Origin of the sequence: Cypionkella sinensis, from assembly GCF_042646385.1 — a bacterium.
Lineage (GTDB): Bacteria > Pseudomonadota > Alphaproteobacteria > Rhodobacterales > Rhodobacteraceae > Cypionkella > Cypionkella sinensis.
This window is the reverse complement of the sequence record NZ_JBHRTO010000001.1, coordinates 302151-322398: the sequence shown is the minus strand read 5'-3', so window position 1 is coordinate 322398 and position 20248 is coordinate 302151. Positions and strand designations below refer to the sequence as shown.

General features: G+C 61.8%; 22 protein-coding genes. 19 read left to right on the top strand and 3 right to left on the bottom strand.

Going from position 1 to position 20248, the window contains the following annotated elements:
* The first annotated feature begins 179 nt into the window (after nt 1-179).
* A complete protein-coding gene (locus tag ACFOGH_RS01630) occupies nt 180-1100 on the top strand; it encodes a DMT family transporter (RefSeq protein WP_380071308.1) in 921 nt (306 codons plus the stop codon).
* On the opposite strand, the gene ACFOGH_RS01625 is transcribed toward ACFOGH_RS01630, so the two are convergent.
* Nucleotides 1039-1707 (bottom strand): thiamine diphosphokinase, encoded by a 669-nt coding sequence (locus ACFOGH_RS01625; protein ID WP_380071307.1) that lies wholly within the window; start codon nt 1705-1707, stop codon nt 1039-1041. The genes ACFOGH_RS01630 and ACFOGH_RS01625 overlap by 62 nt on opposite strands.
* Before the next feature lie 233 nt (nt 1708-1940).
* On the opposite strand from ACFOGH_RS01625, the gene ACFOGH_RS01620 reads away from it, so the two are divergent.
* Nucleotides 1941-4358 (top strand): hypothetical protein, encoded by a 2418-nt coding sequence (locus ACFOGH_RS01620; protein ID WP_380071306.1) that lies wholly within the window; start codon nt 1941-1943, stop codon nt 4356-4358.
* 86 nt (nt 4359-4444) lie between these two features.
* Here ACFOGH_RS01620 and ACFOGH_RS01615 read toward each other — a convergent pair whose 3' ends face one another.
* Both ACFOGH_RS01615 and ACFOGH_RS01610 read right to left on the bottom strand, forming a co-directional pair.
* Nucleotides 4445-4690, bottom strand: a complete 246-nt coding sequence (locus tag ACFOGH_RS01615; protein WP_380071305.1) for a DUF2842 domain-containing protein — start codon at nt 4688-4690, stop codon at nt 4445-4447.
* Nucleotides 4691-4759: 69 nt separating this feature from the next.
* Entirely contained in the window at nt 4760-6052 is a 1293-nt protein-coding gene (locus ACFOGH_RS01610; RefSeq protein WP_380071304.1) for an adenylosuccinate synthase, read from the bottom strand.
* Nucleotides 6053-6187: 135 nt separating this feature from the next.
* On the opposite strand from ACFOGH_RS01610, the gene ACFOGH_RS01605 reads away from it, so the two are divergent.
* From ACFOGH_RS01605 to ACFOGH_RS01525, 17 genes are all read left to right on the top strand, one after another.
* Nucleotides 6188-6583, top strand: coding sequence for a DUF6524 family protein (locus ACFOGH_RS01605; protein ID WP_380071303.1), 396 nt, complete (start codon nt 6188-6190; stop codon nt 6581-6583).
* Nucleotides 6583-6963: a VOC family protein gene (locus ACFOGH_RS01600; RefSeq protein WP_380071302.1), complete on the top strand. Its 381-nt coding sequence runs from the start codon at nt 6583-6585 to the stop codon at nt 6961-6963. Before ACFOGH_RS01605 ends, ACFOGH_RS01600 begins: the two co-directional genes overlap by 1 nt.
* On the top strand, nt 6963-7343 hold the full coding sequence (locus tag ACFOGH_RS01595) for a VOC family protein (RefSeq protein WP_380071301.1): 381 nt from the start codon (nt 6963-6965) through the stop codon (nt 7341-7343). The genes ACFOGH_RS01600 and ACFOGH_RS01595 overlap by 1 nt, the downstream gene beginning before the upstream one ends.
* A gap of 191 nt (nt 7344-7534) precedes the next feature.
* Nucleotides 7535-7987 (top strand): preprotein translocase subunit SecG, encoded by a 453-nt coding sequence (secG, locus tag ACFOGH_RS01590; protein WP_380071300.1) that lies wholly within the window; start codon nt 7535-7537, stop codon nt 7985-7987.
* 153 nt (nt 7988-8140) lie between these two features.
* The gene (locus ACFOGH_RS01585; RefSeq protein ID WP_380071299.1) at nt 8141-9784 is read left to right on the top strand and encodes a CTP synthase; all 1644 of its coding nucleotides are present in this window, start codon (nt 8141-8143) and stop codon (nt 9782-9784) included.
* Between the two features lie 167 nt (nt 9785-9951).
* Nucleotides 9952-10296 (top strand): hypothetical protein, encoded by a 345-nt coding sequence (locus ACFOGH_RS01580; RefSeq protein ID WP_380071298.1) that lies wholly within the window; start codon nt 9952-9954, stop codon nt 10294-10296.
* Between the two features lie 172 nt (nt 10297-10468).
* The gene (locus tag ACFOGH_RS01575) at nt 10469-11398 is read left to right on the top strand and encodes a hypothetical protein (RefSeq protein WP_380071297.1); all 930 of its coding nucleotides are present in this window, start codon (nt 10469-10471) and stop codon (nt 11396-11398) included.
* Nucleotides 11399-11426: 28 nt separating this feature from the next.
* Nucleotides 11427-12203, top strand: a complete 777-nt coding sequence (locus ACFOGH_RS01570; protein ID WP_380071296.1) for a 23S rRNA (adenine(2030)-N(6))-methyltransferase RlmJ — start codon at nt 11427-11429, stop codon at nt 12201-12203.
* Nucleotides 12204-12433: 230 nt separating this feature from the next.
* Nucleotides 12434-13324: a PhzF family phenazine biosynthesis protein gene (locus ACFOGH_RS01565; protein ID WP_380071295.1), complete on the top strand. Its 891-nt coding sequence runs from the start codon at nt 12434-12436 to the stop codon at nt 13322-13324.
* Nucleotides 13325-13363: 39 nt separating this feature from the next.
* On the top strand, nt 13364-13801 hold the full coding sequence (locus ACFOGH_RS01560; protein ID WP_380071294.1) for a tellurite resistance TerB family protein: 438 nt from the start codon (nt 13364-13366) through the stop codon (nt 13799-13801).
* Nucleotides 13798-14571 carry a phosphate/phosphite/phosphonate ABC transporter substrate-binding protein gene (locus tag ACFOGH_RS01555; RefSeq protein WP_380071293.1) on the top strand — a complete coding sequence of 258 codons (774 nt, stop codon included), beginning with the start codon at nt 13798-13800 and terminating at the stop codon, nt 14569-14571. The genes ACFOGH_RS01560 and ACFOGH_RS01555 overlap by 4 nt, the downstream gene beginning before the upstream one ends.
* 102 nt (nt 14572-14673) lie before the next feature.
* Complete coding sequence (locus tag ACFOGH_RS01550) at nt 14674-15453, top strand: ABC transporter ATP-binding protein (RefSeq protein ID WP_380071292.1); 780 nt, start codon at nt 14674-14676, stop codon at nt 15451-15453.
* A 38-nt stretch (nt 15454-15491) separates the two neighbouring features.
* Entirely contained in the window at nt 15492-16211 is a 720-nt protein-coding gene (locus ACFOGH_RS01545) for a transporter substrate-binding domain-containing protein (RefSeq protein WP_380071291.1), read from the top strand.
* Nucleotides 16212-16265: 54 nt separating this feature from the next.
* On the top strand, nt 16266-17147 hold the full coding sequence (locus ACFOGH_RS01540) for an ABC transporter permease (RefSeq protein ID WP_380071290.1): 882 nt from the start codon (nt 16266-16268) through the stop codon (nt 17145-17147).
* Nucleotides 17144-17971 (top strand): ABC transporter permease, encoded by an 828-nt coding sequence (locus tag ACFOGH_RS01535; RefSeq protein WP_380071289.1) that lies wholly within the window; start codon nt 17144-17146, stop codon nt 17969-17971. Before ACFOGH_RS01540 ends, ACFOGH_RS01535 begins: the two co-directional genes overlap by 4 nt.
* Nucleotides 17972-18116: 145 nt before the next feature.
* On the top strand, nt 18117-19454 hold the full coding sequence (locus tag ACFOGH_RS01530) for a glutamine synthetase family protein (protein WP_380073944.1): 1338 nt from the start codon (nt 18117-18119) through the stop codon (nt 19452-19454).
* Nucleotides 19455-19550: 96 nt separating this feature from the next.
* Entirely contained in the window at nt 19551-20243 is a 693-nt protein-coding gene (locus ACFOGH_RS01525) for a type 1 glutamine amidotransferase (protein ID WP_380071288.1), read from the top strand.
* Nucleotides 20244-20248 lie beyond the last annotated feature (5 nt).

The following is a 20248-nucleotide window of genomic DNA, read 5'->3' as shown; positions in this document are numbered from 1 at the left end:
TCTGCGCGCAAATATCCCCGCCGGAGGCTGCAACGCCCCCTCTAGTCCCCCGGCCCGCCGCAGTTCTCCGCCCTTGGTGCATCCTCTCTGCCCAAATATCCCCGCCGGAGGCTCCACCATCACCGCCCGAGGTCGCTTTCAGACCTGACACCCCGCCACCACCCCGCTAGCCATAGGGCATGACCCAAGACCGTATCCTTCCCGGCATTCTGCTGATGCTTGCCTTCTGCGTGCTGGCCCCGCTGCTGGACACTGCATCGAAACTCGCTACCGCGACGATCCCGGTCGGGCAGATCACCACCGCCCGCTTTCTTGTCCAAGGCGCGCTGATGCTGCCCATCGCCCTGCTGATGCGGCTGCCCCTGCGCATCCCGGGCAAAACCGCCGCGCTGATCACCCTGCGCGCGATGTTCCTGATCGCCTCGACCTATGGCTTTGTAGCCGGCGTGCAAGTCATGCCCATCGCCGACGCGCTGGCCATTGTGTTCATAGAACCATTCATCCTGCTGCTGCTTGGCAAAATGCTGTTCGGCAACCCGGTCGGCCCGCGCCGCATCATGGCCTCCATAGTTGGCTTTGCCGGAGCGTTGCTGGTCATCCAGCCCTCGCTGACCCACTACGGCACCGCTGCCCTTTACCCGCTGATCTCGGCGTTCTGCTTTGCGTTTTACATGCTGATCACCCAAGCCATCGCCACCGGGATGCACCCTGTGACGCAACAACTGCACACGTCGATTGCCGGAAGCCTGATCTGCCTGCCGATCATGCTCTGGGCCAATGGCAGTGGCATCACCGAGCTTGACCCGGTGATGCCGCAGGGGCTGACCTGGCTTTGGCTGTTCGGCGTCGGCTTTTGGGCGGCGGCCTCGCATATGTGCATGACCGTGGCGCTGAAATTCGCGCCCGCCTCTACCCTTGCGCCCTTGCATTATCTGGAAATCGTCACCGCCGTCACCCTCGGCTATCTGGTGTTCGGCGATTTCCCCAATGCGCTGACCTGGGCGGGCATCGCGATTATCGTGGCTTCGGGGCTTTACGTCATCCACCGCGAGCGGGTGACGCAACACCAAGCCCGCGCAGTGCTGCCGCCAGAGATCTGATCGGCAGGATCACCAGCATCTTGCGCGCCGAAAACCGCATCTCGACCGGGCCGCTGACCTCGTTCGAGGTGCCGATCATGCCATCGGGGGCGAAATCCAAGCCCTGCAACGGCCAGCGCAGACCTTGGCTTTCCCCCGTCACCGGGGCCATCGGAAACAGCGAGAACCGGCTGCCCAGCGGCAAATCCAGCCGCAGCGCGGGCGGCGCCAGAAAGATCACATCCTGCGGCGATAGTACCAGACAGCGCTGCTCGGGCGCGCGCGCAAGCGCATTCAGAACCGCCAATCCGTGATCCAGCCGCGCCCCGGCAAAGCCGATTCCCAGCACGAAAGGCGCTGTGATCGAGCGCAACGCCTTGTCGAAATCGGTGGTGACTTGTTCTGCAATCGGAAACAACCGCCCCGCCAGCCGTGCGCGCGCCTGATCGCTGATCGAATCCATGTCGCCGATCACTGCCTCAGGCTCGACCCCCAGCGCCAAAAGCCGGTCCGCCCCGCCGTCAGCCCCAACAATTCTTGGGGCAAATCGCAACGCACGGGTAAGCTGCGCCTTGCCGAACGGCCCGCCGCCCGCCAAAGTTACCCCCTGCTTTGAGTCGACAATCACCTGTATTATCCCGATACTGTTCTTCGAATTGCGGCAGAAATCCCCTGCCGTGGACACAATCAATCCTTCAAATTACCCTGTTCTGTCCACGGAATTGAACAAAGCGCAGTGCAGGTTGACGACGTGAACTTTGTAAAGGCGGCATCCCGATGATCGGTGCAAGTAAAATTCTTACCGTATCTTACGGAACTTTCAGTTGCACACTGGAAGGTTTCGACGAGCCCTTCAACACCATGAAGGCCATTGCCGAATACTTCCGCGATCTCGCCGCCGAAGACCGCTATTTCGGGGCCGAACCGCCCACCCCCGATGCCGCCATGCTGCACCGCATTGCCGAGCGTGAAATCCAGCGCCGGGTTGAGGCGAAGATTCAAGACAACGGCGTGATCCTGCGTGCCGGCGACGCCGATGCCCCAGCACTGGTCGCCCCCGCCCTTGCCACCCCAGCACCTGCGCCCACCCCATCTGTTGCTGGCACCGCCGCGGTGGATGGCAATGGCGAAAGCGTGGCTGAACGGCTGTCCCGGCTGCGCGCTGCACAGGCAGCTCCTGCTCCGGCCCCCGTTGCCGCGGCTGTGGCCGAAGTCGCCGCCGTAGCCGAACCCGCCATCCATCATGTCGCCGAAGCCGCCGCTTTGGCTGATGAAGATTACAGCGAAGATCAACATTCCGACGATATCCTCGCCAATATCGCCGCCTTGGCCGCACCCGAGCCCGAGGCTGTGGCCGAAGTGGCTGAACCTGCGCCCGCCGAGGATGATCTGATCGCAGCCGCACCGGCCATTGATCACATCGACGCATCAGAACCCGAAACCGATGACGCCGATGACGCCGATCTGGCCGATCTGGCCGATCTTGCAGCGCTTGACGCAGTGCTGCCCGCTGCCGACGCAGGCTATGACGAAGACCTCAGCTTGGCGCCCGCAACCGATTCCGATCTTGCCGCCGCGTTCAGCGATGATCTGCCCGAACCGCAAAGCCTGATCGCCAACGAAGACCTGGTGATCGAAGACACCGCCGCAACCGCGCAAGACGATCTTGCCGCCGAAGATTACGACGATGAGATCCTGGCCGATCTGCTGCCCGAGCATGACCCTGTGGTCGAGGCTGCGGCCTATGCCGATGAGGATATGCTGGCCAATCTGGGTGCCCTGATCGCCGAGAACGATCAACTGCAGGCCGATGCTGATGCAGCCGCGGTGGAAGCTGATGCGCAAGACGAATCCCTGATCGCCGCAGCCGATGCTCTGGTCGCCGAAGATGACGACAGCGAAGACGACATTCTGTCGTCTGTGCTGGAAGCCGCCCCAGCCGCAGCCATCGCGCCGCAAACATCGGCCCCGGTTGAAGCACACGAGCCTGAAGTTGCCGCCGAGCCTGTTGCCGCCGAACCCGCACGCGAACCCGGCGAAAAAATTCAGCGCGCCCGCGCCCGTGTTATCAAGATCCGCCGCGCCGACGCCCCACGCGCGCCCGAAGCTGCTGCACCGCCCACCACTTCGCTGCTGTCGCCCGAGGCCGAGGCCGCCCTGCAAGCCGAACTCGCCGCACTCGAAGCCGAGGCTCCGGCTGCGCCAGCCCCGGTGCGCCCGACGCGCCCGGTCCGCACAATCACCCCGCGCACGGTCGAGACCGCGGCAGAGGACGACGCCCGCCTTGCCGCCGCCCTCGCCGATGCGCCCGCCGCACCACAACCCGAAACCAACGCCGAGGCGGATGCCGTTGCAGCCCTGCTGAACGCCGAAACCCCAGTCGCCGCCGAAGCCACCGAGGCCACGCCGCAGGCCGAGGCCCGCAAACTGCTGGAAACCGAATCGGATGACGATGCCGTCACCCGCCTGATGGCCGCTACCAATTCGGTGATGGATGATGAAGACAACCGCCGCCGCCATGCCGCGATCTCGCATCTGAAAGCCGCCGTCGCCGCGACCGAGGCTGAACGCCAGATCAAAGCCGCCAACCCCGGCCGCCCGCAACCCGACCGTCAAGACATCTACCGTCACGATCTGGAAAGCGTTGTGCGCGCCAAGCCTGCTGACAGCAGCATCGAAGCCCGCGCCGCCGCCAATGCCGAACGCCTGTCGCCGTTGGTTCTGGTGTCGGAACAGCGGATCGACCGCCCGAAACCCGCCCCGGCCCTGAACGCAACCACCGCGCCAGCAGCCATCGCCCCCGTCGCGGCACCTGCCGCGCCCCGTGTGGTGATGCCCGTGCGCCCCCGCCGTGTCAGCGGTGCGGCCAGCATGGCCGCCATGCAGGCGATGCCGGATGAAGACAGCCTGATCGGCGGCGAAGCCGACGATTTCGACGATGAAGACACGCTGAGCGCCGAAGACGACGGCAATTTCTTCGCCGATGGCCAGAACTTCGCCGATTTCGCCGAGAAACTGGGGGCCAATACCCTGCCAGAACTGCTGGAAGCCTCAGCGGTCTATTGCGCGCAAGTGCTGGGCCGCCCGAACTTCAGCCGCCCGCTGGTGATGCGCCAACTCGAATCGCTGATCGACGAACCTGATCACAGCCGCGAAGACCGCCTGCGCGCCTTTGGCACCCTGCTGCGCCAAGGCCGCATCGCCAAAGTCAAACGCGGTCAATTCTCGATGACCGAACATTCGCCCTTGCTGGCCGAAGCACTTCGCTTTACCGCCTGAGGCAACCCGACAGGGCCGCGGCTGCCACGCGCGCCCCATGAAACAGCCGGAACGTTGGGGAACGTTCCGGCTGTTTTCGTATCTGATCACTCTTGCCGATCAACGGGCCGCTCAACCGGCGCATCCGGGTCGACCTGCCCAATACCCAGAAACACAGAGCGGAACGGCAAAATCCACGCCACCCCCAACACAATATAGGCCGGAACCTCGGCCCAGATCGGCAGACGATCTATGCTGTCGATCAGATTGACCGCAATCACCACGTAAATCGGCATCCCGACCAGCAGGATCAGCAGCGACAACCGCTTCCGGGCCTTGTAACTCAGCGCCATTGCACCCTCCTGAAACCAAAACGCCCCCTGCATCGCAGCAAGGGGCGCAGTGTAAGCTAAACCGGCAGATCAATCCGCAAAGGGGTCCGTCACCAGAATCGTGTCATCCCGTTCAGGGCTGGTGGACAGCAGCGCCACCGGACATTGGATCAATTCCTCGATCCGGCGGACATACTTGATCGCAGCCCCCGGCAGATCGGCCCAAGACCGCGCGCCAGCGGTGTTCTCGCTCCAGCCTTCCATTTCTTCATAGATCGGCGTGCAGCGCGCCTGCTGATCGGCAGCGGTCGGCAGGTAATCCAGCCGAACACCGTCCAGATCATAGCCCACGCATATCTTCAGCACCGGGAAACCGTCCAGCACATCCAATTTCGTCAGCGCAATCCCCGACACACCGCTGGTCGCACAGGTCTGGCGCACCAGAACCGCGTCAAACCAGCCGCAGCGACGTTTGCGCCCCGTTACCGTGCCAAACTCATGCCCGCGCTCGCCCAGACGGTCGCCATCGGCATCAAACAATTCCGCCGGGAACGGGCCTTCGCCGACGCGAGTGGTATAGGCCTTCACGATCCCCAACACGAAATCAATCGCCGTCGGCCCCAGCCCCGTGCCCGTTGCCGCCTGCCCCGCGATCACGTTGCTAGAGGTCACAAACGGATAGGTGCCGAAATCAATGTCCAAAAGCGCACCCTGCGCGCCTTCGAACAAAATCCGCTTCCCCGCCTTGCGCGCCTCGGTCAACACCTTCCACACCGGCTTGGCATAGGGCAGCACTTGGGGCGCAATCGCCCGCAACGCTTCCAGCAATGCCGCGCGATCAATCGGCGCGATCCCCAGACCCCGACGCAAAGCGTCATGGTGGCCCATCAAACGGTCCACCCGCGTCTCCAGCGTCGATTCGTCGGCCAGATCCGCCACCCGAATGGCGCGACGACCGACTTTATCCTCATAGGCCGGGCCAATACCGCGGCCGGTGGTGCCGATCTTGGCAATACCGACAGCGCCTTCGCGCGCGCGGTCCAACTCACCATGGATCGGCAGGATCAGCGGCGCATTCTCGGCAATCATCAGATTGTCCGGGCTGATATCCACCCCCTGCCCGCGCAGCTTTTCGATTTCCGTCACCAAATGCCAAGGGTCCAGCACCACGCCATTGCCGATCACCGACAACTTGCCGCCGCGCACGATCCCGCTGGGCAGCAGGCTCAGCTTGTAGACCTTGCCGTCAATGACCAGCGTATGCCCGGCGTTATGCCCGCCCTGAAAGCGCGCAATCACGTCGGCCCGCTCCGAGAGCCAATCGACGATTTTCCCCTTACCTTCGTCGCCCCATTGGGCGCCGACGACAACAACATTGGCCACGGCATATCCTTCGCGTTCTGGAAAAACCGTGCGACCTATAGCGACACATGCCGGGCGATGAAACCGCTAAATCACGCAAGGTCGCTGGACAGGCGCGCGCAGATGCGCCACCAAAGACCAAAAGAGGGCAAAACCATGGGCATTATCCTGCGCTGGCTGGGGGCATTCATCCTGCTTGCGGCCACCTACAACCCGACGCAATGGAACTTCACCCGCTGGGCCGAGGCGAACTGGCAAACCCAGATGCCGCTGACGTTCCTGCTGGGTCTGCTCTTGGGCGTGGGCTATCTGGTCTATATAGGGGCCACCCTGCGCTCGATCGGGGCGTTCGGCATCGTGCTGGTGGCGGCCATCGTCGGCGCTTTGGTCTGGGTGCTGATCGACTACCAGATCCTCACCCTGCAAAACCCGTCGCTGAACCTCTGGCTGGGCATCTTCGCTTTGTCGGTGGTGCTGGGCATCGGCCTGTCGTGGAGCATCATCCGCCAGCGGCTTTCCGGCCAAGCCACGGTGGACGAGGTGCAGGAATAGTGCTGCTCTACCTGACCCTCGGCAGCAACGATCTATCCCGATCCAAACGCTTCTACGATGCGGTGATGCCGCATGTGGGTCTGATCTTGCGCGCCGAGGAAGACGCCGAGATCGGCTATGGCCTGCCATCCGACCGCATCCGGCTCTGGATCACCCAGCCCTATGATGGCCAAGCCGCCAGCTTTGGCAACGGCACCATGCCCGCCTTTGACGCCTCTACCCGCGCCGCCGTCGATGCCTTTCATGCCGCGGCCTTGGCGCATGGCGGCAGCGATGAAGGTGCCCCCGGCCTGCGCCCGTTTGGCCCATCTTTCTACGCCAGTTACGTGCGCGACCCCGATGGCAACAAACTCTCCGCTGTCTGCGAAAGGCCCCTTTAATGCTGCTCTACATCACCCTCGGCACCAACGACCTCGCCCGATCCAAAACCTTCTACGATGCCACCCTCGCCACCATCGGCCTGCATTTCATGGGCGAATTTGATGGCGAAATCGGCTATGGCCCCACGGGCGCCGCAAAGCCGCTGGTCTGGATCAACCCGCCCTTCGATGGCAAACCCGCCACCGTCGGCAATGGCTCGATGCCCGCCTTCACAGCCGCAACGCGCGCGGCGGTGGATGCCTTCCACAGCGCAGCCCTTGCCCATGGCGGTACTGACGAAGGTGCCCCCGGTCTGCGCTACGACCCTAACTTCTATAGCTGCTATGTCCGCGACCCCGACGGCAACAAGCTCTCTGCCGTCTGCACCGCCGCAGAATAGCCGCCGTATAGCAGCCGTCCAGCGCTTCATCTTGGCATAAATACTCCCGCCGGAGGCTTCTTCGGCTGGCCGAGAAAGCCTCCGGCGGGGATATTTGCGCGCAGAGGATGACCCGAGAACCCCGAAGGGCTTGCGCGCCTGCCCGCATCCGCCTATCTAGGCCGCGACCTTTTGAGAAAGCCCCGCCCGTTATGGAAAACGTCATCCTCACCATCCACCTGATCCTCGCCCTTCTGTTGATCGGCGTGGTGCTGTTGCAACGGTCAGAAGGTGGCGGGCTTGGCATGGGCGCATCCGGCGGGGCGATTTCGGGCCGCGCCGCAGCGACCGCCTTGGGCAAGATCACATGGGTTCTGGCGGCGATGTTCATCGTGACCTCGATCAGCATGACCATCCTCGCCTCGCGCTCGGCTTCGACCGCGTCGGTGATCGACCAGATCGGCGCAGAACAACCTGCCGCCAAAACCCCCGCTCCGGCGCTGCCCGCAGGCGGTGATCTGTTGCCGCCCTCGACCGACGGCACCCCGGCAGCACCGCCCGCCGCCACGGCTCCGGCGACCCCGCCCGCAGCGACCGCTCCGGCAACCACCGCCCCGGCAACCCCGGACGCCACCGCCCCCGCAGCGCCGCCTGCCTCGAACTGACACCAACTGTTGCTGCGCAACACCGCCAACCGACAGCATCTAGCGGTCGGGTTGCGCATTGGCTTGGCTTAAGCTATTGCTCAACTCCCGTGATGCTGTGATTCCACGCTGACGAATCAGAGCCGTTTCAACCAAATTCACGGGGGCCCCCACATGGCACGCTATATTTTCATCACCGGCGGCGTGGTGTCCTCACTTGGCAAGGGCCTCGCTTCGGCGGCTTTGGGAGCGTTGTTGCAAGCCCGCGGCTATACCGTCCGCCTGCGCAAACTCGACCCCTATCTGAACGTCGATCCCGGCACGATGTCGCCCTTTGAACATGGCGAAGTGTTCGTCACCGACGACGGCGCCGAGACCGACCTTGACCTTGGCCATTACGAGCGCTTCACCGGCGTTCACGCCCGCCAGACCGACTCCATATCGTCGGGCCGTATCTATTCCAACGTGCTTGAGAAAGAGCGGCGCGGCGATTACCTTGGCAAGACCATCCAGGTCATCCCCCACGTCACCAACGAAATCAAAGACTTCCTGCGCATCGGCGATGAAGAAGTCGATTTCATGCTGTGTGAGATCGGCGGCACCGTCGGCGATATCGAGGGCCTGCCGTTCTTCGAATCCATCCGCCAGTTCATCCACGAACGCCCGCGCGGCCAGTCGATCCTGATGCACCTCACGCTGCTGCCCTACCTTGCCGCCAGTGGTGAGTTGAAAACCAAGCCCACCCAGCACTCGGTCAAGGAACTCCAATCCATCGGCCTCGCCCCCGATGTCCTCGTCTGCCGCTCGGAACACCCGATCCCGGAACGCGAACTGGAAAAGATCGCGCTGTTCTGCAACGTCCGCAAAGAGGCCGTTGTCCCCGCTTATGATCTGAAAACCATCTACGAAGCCCCCCTCGCCTACCATCGCGCTGGCCTCGACCAGGCCGTGCTGGACGCGTTCGGCATCACCCCCGCGCCGAAGCCGAACCTCGCGCGCTGGACCGATGTGATGGACCGCCTGACCCATGCCGAGGGCGAAGTCCGCGTTGCCGTGGTCGGCAAATACACCCAGTTGGAAGACGCCTATAAATCCATCGCCGAGGCGCTGACCCATGGCGGCATGGCCAACCGCACCAAGGTCCGCGCCGAATGGATCGACGCCGAGATCTTTGAACGCGAAGACCCCGCCGCGCATCTGCAAGACTTCCACGCCATCCTCGTCCCCGGCGGCTTTGGCGAGCGTGGCACCGAAGGCAAAATCAAGGCCGCGCAATTCGCGCGAGAGAAAAAGGTGCCATACCTTGGCATCTGTCTAGGGATGCAGATGGCGGTGATTGAGAGCGCCCGCAACCTCGCAGGCCTCACAAACGCCGGTTCTGAGGAGTTTGACCACGAGGCCGGGGCGAAACGCTTCACCCCCGTCGTATATCACCTGAAAGAGTGGATCCAGGGCAACCACGTCGTCGCCCGCAAGGTCGGCGACGACAAAGGCGGCACCATGCGCCTCGGCGCCTACACCGCCGCCCTGACCCCCGGCAGCCATGTCGCCGAAATCTACGGCAGCACCACCATCGAAGAACGCCACCGCCACCGCTACGAAGTCGATGCGCAATACATCACGCAGTTGGAAAAATGCGGCCTGATCTTTAGCGGCATGAGCCCGGATGGGAGGCTGCCCGAGATCGTCGAAGTCAAAGACCACCCGTGGTTTATTGGCGTGCAGTTCCACCCGGAGTTGAAAAGCAAACCCTTCGCGCCGCATCCGCTGTTTGCGGATTTTGTACGGGCGGCGAAAGAGGTGGAGCGGTTGGTGTAGGCTGCGTGATCTCACGCACCGATCCCGCCCCGCTGCACGCCGATTTCAGACCCGACACGAAAGAAGCATAACGGACTCCCGCACGATTTCTTGCCACAAAACGCAGCATCCGATAGCGTTATCCATGTCTGGTGCTGTCTTGATAAGTCCATGTTGGAAGATGTCCAATGTTCCGCCTGAAGTTTGTTGCTCTGGCTTGCCTGACCTGCCTTGCTTCGCCGTCATCTGCCGAAGTGGATGTCGCCCGCCCCGCTGATTGTAAGCTGACCATCAATGGCAAGGCGATCATCAAGGGCAAATGCGTCTTTACCCCCACCGATACCGACGGTTCTTTCATCATTGCAACCAAGGATGACCGTTTCTTTGCGGTCGTGCTGGTGAATACCCCCGGCAAGGCAAGTGGTTACTGGAACGAAACGCCCTTTTCGGGCCATGCTCACACGCCGCTGGGCGATCTGGTGCAGGATGGGGCATGTTGGCTCAACGATGACGCTTCGATCTGCGCTTATTAAATCTGCCTCTGACAAAACGCCCCCATCCCCGGCAATCGCCAGCAGACGATCCTTGATGCCTTATTGCTAAGATTTCCCCGCAGCCGAAACGACGCGCGCGCCATGTTCCCCAAGGAACAGCCCGCATTCCGGCCCCCTGCTAAACCTCTCCTACAAGCAACAGGAGATCATCATGGGCCGCCAAATCACCCTTACCGCAGGCAACGACAGCTTCAGCCAATCCGCCGTCGCCGATAACGTCGCGCTGCAGATACTCGGGCTGGCGGGCGATGATACCATCATCCTCAACCGCACCGACGATCTGGGCGGCAGCAACCGCGTCGATGCCGGGATCGGCAACGATGCCGTGGTCAATCACAAGGAATTCGGCAACATCATCCGCTTGGGCGACGGCAATGACACCTATGTCGGCCTCGGCTTTGGCTCGTTCAGCACCGACCGCGCCGATCAGGTGTTTGGCGGGGCGGGGGCGGATACTTTTGCGGTGCAGACCTTCAAAAGCCTGTATTTCGGCGAGGCGGGCAATGATCTGTTCCACTCGGTCGGCTGGGCAAACACCTTTCACGGCGGACCTGGTTCGGACACCATCAGCTACCTGCCCCGCAGCGATGAGACCAGCGTGGGCGTCACCGTCGATCTGGCCGCTGGCACCGCTTTGACCAGCGCCACCCGGCAAGAGCGGCTGATCTCGATCGAGAATGTGATCGGATCGAACAACAACGATGATCTGATGGGGACGAACGGCGCCAACAGACTGACCGGCGGCTTGGGCTTTGACGTGCTAGAGGGGCGTGGTGGGGCGGATCGGTTCATCTTCATATCCGCCGCCGATGCGCCGATTTCGGCGACGCAGGCCGATATCATCATGGATTTCAGCCGCGCCCAGAATGACAAGCTCAACCTGCAGGCCATCGATGCCAACGTGCAAGTGGCGGGCAATCAGGCCTTTACCTTTATCACCACTGATTTCACCCGCCACGCTGGCGAGTTGCGCTTTGATGGCGATTTTGTCATGGGCGATCTGAACGGCGATGGCCGTGCTGATTTCCGCATCCTGATGAACGAGGTTGCCAGCATGCAGGCTTCGGATTTCATCTTGTAACCGTCTGCGCCCCTGATAGGACAGCGTCATGCTGTCTTATCAACACCTGTTCCATGCTGGAAACCTCGCCGATGTTCAGAAGCACGCGCTTCTGGCGGCGATGCTGGATTACCTGATCCAGAAAGACAAACCGCTGACCTATATCGAGACCCATGCAGGTCGGGGCCTTTATGATCTAGGCAGCGAGGAAGCGCTGAAAACTGGCGAGGCCGAGGCCGGCATCGCGATTGCGGAAGGCTGGTTCGCCAAGGATCACCCCTACCGCCAGCGTCTGAATGAGGTGCGCGCCAGCTATGGGCCGATGGCCTACCCCGGCTCTCCGCTGATCGCGGCGCTTTCGTTGCGCGATCAGGATACGATCCATCTGGCCGAATTGCATCCGCAGGAACATCAGCACCTGCGCCATGCCCTGAACCCGTGGTCTGCGCATATCTACCAGAAGGACGGCTTCGAACTGGCGCTTGCCATCACCCCGCCGACACCGCGCCGGGGGATGATGCTGATTGATCCCAGCTATGAGGTGAAGGCCGATTACGACGCCATCCCCAAGCACATCGCCAATATCAATCGCAAATGGAACGTCGGCATCATCGCGCTGTGGTATCCCTTGCTGGTGGGGGGGCCGCATGGGCCGATGCTGAAGGCGCTGCAGGCGCAGTTCCCGGAAGGCCTGCGATCAGAGGTGCGCTTTCCGCCTGCGCGTGAAGGGCATCGGATGGAGGGGTCGGGGATGTTCATCGTCAATCCGCCTTACGGTCTGGCCGAGGAAGCCGCGCGGATCGAGGCGAAGTTCAAGGCGTTGTAAGGCACGACCGCCTTTGGCCTTTGGCGGTTGCCTTCGGCTGGCGCTGCATCATTCCCAGCTGGGAATGACTTGTGTTAAGCCGCCAATTTCCCCCCGCTTTCCACAATATGTAGTGGTTTTGCTTCAAATCCTGAGAAACGCTGTGCGTTCGATCCCTGTGGCAGAGCTTGCCGACTGTGCCTATGCTGCACCGACATAGGCGCAAACATCGACCGGAACGGGGCTTTCACATGCTGGAATTTCATACGCTTGACGTGTTCACGGAAACCGCGTTTTCGGGCAATCCTCTGGCGGTGGTTCTGGGGGCGGATGGGTTGACGACTGCGCAGATGCAGACCATCGCGCGCGAGTTCAACCTTTCGGAAACCATCTTTGTGCAGGCGCCGCAAAACCCCGCCCACACGGCGCGCGTCCGCATTTTCTTCCCCACCGCTGAAATCCCGTTTGCGGGCCACCCCACCGTTGGCTGCGCCATTCATCTGGCGCGCATGGCGCAGAGTGGCGATTTTGAAACGCTAATCACGTTGGAAGAAGAAGCGGGCCTTGTCCCGGTGCAAGTTGTGCAGAAGGGCGGCCAGATCACTGCGGAATTCACCGCCCCCGTCGTGCCCTTCACGGTGAAAACCGATCTGCCGCGTGATCTGATCGCGGCGAGCCTTGGGCTTGTGCCAGGCCAGATTGGCTTTGCCAATCACCGCCCCGCCACCCATCAGGGCGGGCCGCGCTTTCTGTATGTGCCGGTGGATAGTTTGGAAACGCTTGGCAGCGCCAAGCCGCACGAGCCGCATTGGTCGGCGTTGATGGCGCTGGCCGAGGTGGACAGCGCCTATCTGTATACTGCCGGCGACGGATGCGATTATCAGGCGCGGATGTTTTCGCCCACCGCAGGCATCCCGGAAGACCCGGCCACCGGATCGGCCAGCGCCATTCTTGCCGCCCAGCTTTGGGCCAGTGCTGCGATCGGCCCCGGCACCACCAGCCTGACGCTGCGCCAAGGCATCGAGATGGGTCGCCCCAGCGTGGTCGGGCTGAGCATCGATGCAAGTCCGCAAGGGCCGAGTGCGGTGCGGATCAAGGGCAGCGCCGTGGCGATCAGTTCGGGGCAAATCCGCCGCCCGTAACCGCTTGGCATCCGCAAAATGCCCGCCTATTCTGCGGGTATGTTTGCAGAAATCCTTCGCAGCCTTCTGGCTCCCGCCCCACCCCGTTTGGCCGACCCCGATGCGCGGTTGGCGCTGGCGGCACTTTTGGTGCGCGTCGCGCGCACCGATGGGCTTTACGCCGCCGAAGAGGTCGAGCGGATCGAGAAAATCCTGATGACCCGCAACGGCTTGGATGCGTTCGAGGCCGCAGCCTTGCGGGCGCAGGCCGAGGAATTGGAATTGCAGGCGCCCGATACCGTGCGGTTTACCCGCGCGCTGAAGGCCGCTGTGCCGGTTGAGGATCGGGCCGGTCTGCTTGAGGCGCTTTGGTCGGTGGCGCTTGCCGATGGCCAGCGCGATGCGTCGGAGGATCAGCAAATGCGGCTGCTGGCCAATCTGCTGGGGCTGACGGATGTCGAATCAGCGCAAGCACGGCAAAGGGCGGATAGACCATGATTGCATCTTTGGGCATGTATGACCGGGCTGAGACGGCGGCCGCCAATGATCGGCTTTGGGTTGCGATCCGCGATGGCCTGCGTGCCGAGGGGATTGCCGCCCCCGATGCGCTGACACGCGGAGAACATGCGTATTGGGATGCGTGGCAATCGCCGGAACTGGTGTTCTCGCAGACCTGCGGCTTTCCGTTTCGCGCCAAGCTGCACGATCAGGTGACGCTGATCGGCACACCGGATTATGGCCTGCCGGGCTGCCCGCCGGGGCATTACAATTCGGTGTTTGTCGCCCGTTTTGATGACGCCCGCAGCACTTTGGCCGAGTTTTCGGGCGCGCGTTTTGCCTATAACGAGGACCTCAGCCAGTCGGGTTGGGCGGCACCACAGAACCATGCGGCAGCGCATGGGCTGGATTTTCCGCCCAGTTTGCAGACCGGCGGGCATCGTTTGTCGGCGCTGGCGGTGGCGGATGAGCGGGCCGATCTGGCGGCGATTGATGCGCTGACCTGGAAGTTGCTGACCACTTACGAGCCGTTCGCCGCGAAGCTGCGCGAAATCGCCCGCACCGAGCCGCCGACCCCGGTGCTGCCCTATATCACCGCCAAGGGCGCGGATGCGGCGCTGTATTTCCGCGTGACCGCGGCGGCGATTGCGGGTTTGAGCGATGCTGACCGCGCCGTGCTGCATCTGAAGGGGTTGGTGGCCATTCCGGCCAGCGCCTATCTTGCGGTGCCCACCCCGGCCTCACCTGCGCAGCTTGCGCACAAGTCTTAGGCAAAACGCCCAAAGCCTTGCCAAAATGCGCGGGGAAACCCGTTGCAATGACGCGCATTATGCGCCCTATTCAATCACCTGCCCTCAATTCAAGGCCCCCAAGTGAACGAATCTGCCGAGACACCCGTCATTGCGATCCACGATCTGCACAAAAGCTACGGCTCGCTTGAGGTGTTGAAGGGCGTCGATCTGACCGCCCCGCGCGGGCATGTGGTGTCGCTGATCGGCTCGTCCGGGTCGGGGAAATCGACGCTGCTGCGCTGTTGCAACCTGTTGGAAGACAGCCAGCAGGGCGAGATCCGCTTTGAGGGCGAGCCGGTGCGCTGGAAGGGTCAGGGCCTTGGCCGCCACCCGGCGGACCGGGCGCAGGTGACGCGGATGCGGACCAATCTTTCGATGGTGTTTCAGCAGTTCAACCTGTGGTCGCATATGACGATTCTGCAGAACGTGATGGAAGCGCCGGTGACGGTGATGAAGCGCGATCCGAAAGAGGTTGAGGCGAAGGCGCGGGAATATCTTGCCAAGGTGGGCATTGCCGACAAGGCCGATGCTTGGCCTGCGATGCTGTCGGGCGGGCAGCAACAACGCGCCGCGATCGCGCGAGCCTTGTGCATGGAACCGCGTGCGCTGCTATTTGACGAGCCAACTTCGGCGCTGGACCCCGAGTTGGAGCAAGAGGTGATCAAGGTGATCAAGGCGCTGGCCGATGAGGGGCGCACGATGATCCTGGTGACGCATGACATGAAACTGGCGGCCGATGTCTCGGATCACGTGATCTTCCTGCATCTGGGCAAGATCGAGGAAGAAGGCCCGCCGGCTGAGCTGTTCGGCAACCCCAAGACCGAGCGTCTGCGCGGCTTTCTGTCTGCGGGCGCGCATTAAACCAAACCAAACGACGACTAACCAACTGGGAGACGACAATGAAAAAACTGCTTCTTGCGACGGCCTTGATCATGACCGCGGGCTTTGCATCGGCTGACGTGGTGCGTCTGGCCACCGAGGGCGCTTACCCCCCCTTCAACTTTATCGACGACAAGGGCGAAGTGGCAGGCTTCGAGCGTGAGTTCGGCGATGAGGTCTGCAAGCGGGCGGCGCTGGAATGCACCTGGACCACCAACGAGTGGGACAGCATCATCCCCAACCTGCAATCGGGCAACTACGATGTGATCATCGCGGGCATGTCGATCACCGATGAGCGGTCGAAGGTCATCACCTTTTCGGAAAACTACTACCCGCCAGCCGCTTCGGCCTATCTGGCTGCCAGCGCCGATGCCGATGTGAAAACCGGCATCGTCTCGGCACAGGTTGGCACGATTCAGGCGGCTTATGTCGCGGAATCGGGTGCCACGCTGCTGGAATTCCCCACCCCCGATGAAACCGTGGCTGCGGTGCGCAACGGCGAAGCTGCGGCGGTGTTTGCCGACAAAGATTACCTGCGCCCGTTCGAGGCTGAGTCCAACGGTGCCCTCGTTTTCGTGGGTGAAGATATCTCGATCGGTGGCGGCGTTGGTCTGGGTCTGCGCCAGTCCGATACCGAGTTGAAAGGCAAACTCGACACCGCGATCAAGTCGATGAAAACTGATGGCAGCCTGAACGCGCTGATCGAGAAGTATTTCGGTGCCGAAGGCCTGAAGTTCTAATCCGCAAAGGCCCCCTGCCACGCGCGGGGGGCCGCTTTATTCCGGGCAGATCAGATGTTTGCAGCTTGCGCCGACCCCAAAGCGATTGAGGGCCTGACTTGGGCCACATGCTACCTGACCTCGGGGAAGCATCTCGATTTCTATTGGTCTTTTGTCACCGTCTTGCTGTTGCTGGCGATCACCGCCCCGGTGGCGATGGCCTTGGGCTTTGGCGGTGCTATGGCCGCACGCAGTCAGATCGCGCCTTTGCGCTGGCTGGGCAAAGCCTATTCAGCGATGGTGCGCGGGGTGCCCGATATTGTCTATTTCCTGTTTTTCGTCATCGCCCTTGATCAGGGCATCGAATATCTGAACTTTCTGCGCGTCTGCCCCGACACCAGCCTGCCGGTGTTTCGCGGCATGGAATTCCACGTCTGCCCCGAGGCAAAAGTGCCGCTTGCCACGGCCTCGGCCTTCGTCAATCAGGCCTATGGCTTTGGCCTTGCGGTGATCACCTTTGCCATCGTGTTCGGCGCGTTCGTGGCCAATGTGATCTATGGCGCGATGCAGGCGGTGCCGCGCGCGCAGCTGGAAACTGCCGAGGCTTATGGGATGAGCCACGGTCAAGTGTTTCGCCGCGTGCTGGTGCCGCAGATGTGGACTTACGCCCTGCCCGGCCTGACCAACCTGTGGATGATCCTGATCAAGGCGACGCCGCTGCTGTTCCTGCTGTCGGTCAAGGATATCGTTTATTACGCCCGCGAATTGGGCGGCACCAAGACCCAAGCCTATGATTATCCACACCCCGACTGGCGGCTGTATTACTTCCTTGGCCTGCTGGTGTTCTACCTGCTGATGACCAAAGTTTCGGAGATCGTGCTGAGCTGGATTGCCAACCGGCTGTCGCGCGGCCAAGCCACCGCTGCTGGCGAAGCGATGCGAAAGGCCGCGATATGAGCTGCTGGGAAACCTTCACCGATTACGCGCTGCGCTCCATCGGGATTGGCGCGAAACTGCTGCCGAAAACCGATTTCACTTTGTGCCAGCAATTCACCCTGATTGGTTCGGGGCTGATCTGGAACGTGTATTTCGGTGTCTTGGCGCTGCTGTTCGGGTTCTTTCTGGCCAATGCGCTGGCCTTGGCGCGCATTGCCCATAACCCATTTGTGCGCAAACCTGCCGAATGGTTCGTGTTTGTGTTTCGCGGCTCGCCTTTGTTCATCCAGTTCTTCCTTGCCTATGAATTGCTTGTGACGCTGCCGCGCGCAGGCATCGAGGTGTTCGGCCTGACCGTAACCGCGTCCTGGCTGACCAAGGCCTGGGCCGGGGCGCTGATCGTGCTGTTTCTGAATACCGCCGCTTATTCCGCCGAGATTTTCTACGGTGCTTTGCGCTCGATCCCGAAAGGCGATCTTGAGGCTGCCGAGGCTTATGGCATCACCGGATGGAACAAGTTCCGCCGCATTCAATGGCCGACCATGCTGCGGCTGGCATGGCCCGGCTATACCAACGAAGCGATTTTTCTGTTTCAGTCCACGACCTTGGTGTTTTTCTCGGGCTTTCCGGCGCTGAGCCAACAGGGCGATGCGCTGTATTATGCCAACTATTTCGCGGACAAAACCTTTAACCCTTTCATCCCGTATCCGATTGTCGCGATGTATTTCGTGCTGCTGACGCTGGGCCTGATCTGGGTGTTTGGCCGCATCAACCGGCATCTGAACCGGCATCTGCCACAAAACATCCGCAGCAGAATTCGCTTGCGTCCTCAGCTTGTCCGATAGTAAGCTGAATTTGATCAAATTGCGGGACTGCTATCGTGGCAGCCGCCGGGATCAGAAAAAAGGATAGGATCAAGGGCATGATCCGATCTGTCCGCTGGCCGTTGTGGCAAGTGTGGGCGGGGCTGTGCCCTCCTGATGTGTAATGATGAAAGACTGGCTGAGAAAGCATCCCGACGTGCGGACCATTCGTGTCGCCGCGGCGGATTTGAACGGGCAAGCCCGTGGCAAGCGCGTGCCTGCGCGCTTTGCCGATAACGTGGTGAAAAGCGGCACAAGATTTCCGTTTTCCGTGCTGAACCTCGACATTTGGGGCGAAGATATTGACGACAGCCCGCTGGTGTTTGAACAGGGCGATCAGGATGGCATTCTGAAGCCGACCGAGCGGGGCTTTATGCCGATGCCATGGCTGGAGGCGCCGACTGCGCTGCTGCCGATCTGGATGTTCCGCGAAAACGGCACGCCGTATGAGGGCGATCCGCGTCATGCGCTGGCCACGGTGGTGAATCGCTTCAAGGCCAAGGGTCTGACCCCGGTTTGCGCGATGGAGCTGGAGTTTTTCCTGATCGACGATTCCGGCAAGAACCTGCAGGCCCCGGCCTCGCCCCGCTCTGGCAAGGTGCGCAAGGCGGCGGAAACGCTGTCGATCCGGGCTTTGGATGCGTTCGATACGTTCTTCACCGATCTTTACGACGCCTGCGAGGCGATGGACATTCCCGCCGACACCACCACCTCGGAAACCGGGTTGGGGCAGTTCGAGGTCAACCTGATGCATTGCGACGACGCGCTGCGCGCCGCCGATGATGCCTGGCTGTTCAAGATGCTGGTGAAGGGTCTGGCGCGGCGCCACGGCTTTGCTGCCAGTTTCATGGCGAAACCCTACCCGGAATATTCCGGCTCGGGTCTGCACACCCATTTCTCGGTGATTGATGAGAAGGGCGATAACGTGTTTGACAGCGGCGGCCCGAAAGGCACCGCGATGATGAAGAACGCGGTGGCGGGATGTCTGAATGCGATGCACGATTCCGCGCTGATCTTCGCGCCGCACCAGAACAGCTATGAACGTCTGGTGCCGGGCAAACATGCCCCCACTGCGATTGCCTGGGGCTATGAGAACCGCACCGCGGCGATCCGTATTCCGGCGGGCAACCCGACCGCGCGGCGGATCGAGCATCGCGTGGCTGGTGGCGATGTGAACCCCTATCTCATGCTGGCGGCCATTCTGGGTGCGGCTTTGGACGGGATCGAGCAGCAGATGGAAGCGCCCAGCCCCATCGTCGGCAATGCCTATGCTGTCGAAGGCCTGGCGCAGATCCCCACCAGTTGGGAGGCTGCGATTGACGCGCTGGAGCAATCCGAGATCGTCAGCCGCTTTATCCACCCCGAGCTGATCAAGAACCTCGTTTCGACCAAACGGCAGGAACACCACTATATCGGTGAGTTGACCGACGCCGAGCGGACCGAACTTTATCTGGACACGGTGTAAACCGCGGCCAGTGTGTGCCATCAAAGCCTTCGCGTCCCCTCTTGACCAAAATGGGGGGCGCGGCGCAAACTTCGTTTTCAGCAACACGGAAATTTCATGCTTATCGGCATCTTGCAAACAGGTCTGGCCCCCGACGCTCTGGTGGAAACCTCGGGCGATTATCCTGACATGTTTGCGCGCCTGCTGGCGGGCAATGGTTTCACCTTCCGCACCTATCGCGTGGTGGAAAACCAGTTTCCGGCCTCGGTTTCGGAATGTGATGGCTGGCTGATCACCGGCTCGCGCCACGGCGCTTATGAAGATCACGACTGGATTCCGCCGCTGGAGGATTTCATCCGCAACGCCTATGCCGCGCATGTGCCGATGGTTGGCGTCTGCTTTGGCCATCAGATCATCGCGCAAGCCATGGGTGGCAAGGTAGAGCGTTACGCCGGTGGCTGGGCGGTGGGGGCGACCGATTACGATTTCAACGGCCAGCACATCACGCTGAACGCCTGGCATCGCGATCAGGTCACGGAAAAGCCTGCCAATGCGAAGCTGTTGGCGACAAACGAATTCTGCACCAATGCGGCACTGCTTTACGACGACCGCATGTTGACGGTGCAAGCCCATCCTGAATTTCGTCCCGAATTCATTGATGGCCTGATGCAGACTCGGGGCAAAGGTCTGGTCCCCGACGAGGTCATGTCGGCAGCCGCAAAGCGGCTGTCAGACCCGATACAGGATCAGACGATGGCGGCGCAGATCGCTGCTTTCTTCAAGGCCAAAAGACAAAACGTCCCCGCCTGACCGAC

What these genes read in the sequence shown, in the direction of transcription:
- ACFOGH_RS01615 (WP_380071305.1), bottom strand. Translation starts at nt 4,690, where the DNA reads ATGGCGCTGAGTTACAAGGCCCGGAAGCGGTTGTCGCTGCTGATCCTG.
- ACFOGH_RS01570 (WP_380071296.1), top strand. Translation starts at nt 11,427, where the DNA reads ATGCTGTCTTATCAACACCTGTTCCATGCTGGAAACCTCGCCGATGTT.
- ACFOGH_RS01605 (WP_380071303.1), top strand. Translation starts at nt 6,188, where the DNA reads ATGGGCATTATCCTGCGCTGGCTGGGGGCATTCATCCTGCTTGCGGCC.
- ACFOGH_RS01565 (WP_380071295.1), top strand. Translation starts at nt 12,434, where the DNA reads ATGCTGGAATTTCATACGCTTGACGTGTTCACGGAAACCGCGTTTTCG.
- ACFOGH_RS01585 (WP_380071299.1), top strand. Translation starts at nt 8,141, where the DNA reads ATGGCACGCTATATTTTCATCACCGGCGGCGTGGTGTCCTCACTTGGC.
- ACFOGH_RS01535 (WP_380071289.1), top strand. Translation starts at nt 17,144, where the DNA reads ATGAGCTGCTGGGAAACCTTCACCGATTACGCGCTGCGCTCCATCGGG.
- ACFOGH_RS01620 (WP_380071306.1), top strand. Translation starts at nt 1,941, where the DNA reads ATGAAGGCCATTGCCGAATACTTCCGCGATCTCGCCGCCGAAGACCGC.
- ACFOGH_RS01540 (WP_380071290.1), top strand. Translation starts at nt 16,266, where the DNA reads ATGTTTGCAGCTTGCGCCGACCCCAAAGCGATTGAGGGCCTGACTTGG.
- ACFOGH_RS01530 (WP_380073944.1), top strand. Translation starts at nt 18,117, where the DNA reads ATGAAAGACTGGCTGAGAAAGCATCCCGACGTGCGGACCATTCGTGTC.
- ACFOGH_RS01580 (WP_380071298.1), top strand. Translation starts at nt 9,952, where the DNA reads ATGTTCCGCCTGAAGTTTGTTGCTCTGGCTTGCCTGACCTGCCTTGCT.
- secG (WP_380071300.1), top strand. Translation starts at nt 7,535, where the DNA reads ATGGAAAACGTCATCCTCACCATCCACCTGATCCTCGCCCTTCTGTTG.
- ACFOGH_RS01525 (WP_380071288.1), top strand. Translation starts at nt 19,551, where the DNA reads ATGCTTATCGGCATCTTGCAAACAGGTCTGGCCCCCGACGCTCTGGTG.
- ACFOGH_RS01575 (WP_380071297.1), top strand. Translation starts at nt 10,469, where the DNA reads ATGGGCCGCCAAATCACCCTTACCGCAGGCAACGACAGCTTCAGCCAA.
- ACFOGH_RS01545 (WP_380071291.1), top strand. Translation starts at nt 15,492, where the DNA reads ATGAAAAAACTGCTTCTTGCGACGGCCTTGATCATGACCGCGGGCTTT.
- ACFOGH_RS01630 (WP_380071308.1), top strand. Translation starts at nt 180, where the DNA reads ATGACCCAAGACCGTATCCTTCCCGGCATTCTGCTGATGCTTGCCTTC.
- ACFOGH_RS01560 (WP_380071294.1), top strand. Translation starts at nt 13,364, where the DNA reads ATGTTTGCAGAAATCCTTCGCAGCCTTCTGGCTCCCGCCCCACCCCGT.
- ACFOGH_RS01555 (WP_380071293.1), top strand. Translation starts at nt 13,798, where the DNA reads ATGATTGCATCTTTGGGCATGTATGACCGGGCTGAGACGGCGGCCGCC.
- ACFOGH_RS01595 (WP_380071301.1), top strand. Translation starts at nt 6,963, where the DNA reads ATGCTGCTCTACATCACCCTCGGCACCAACGACCTCGCCCGATCCAAA.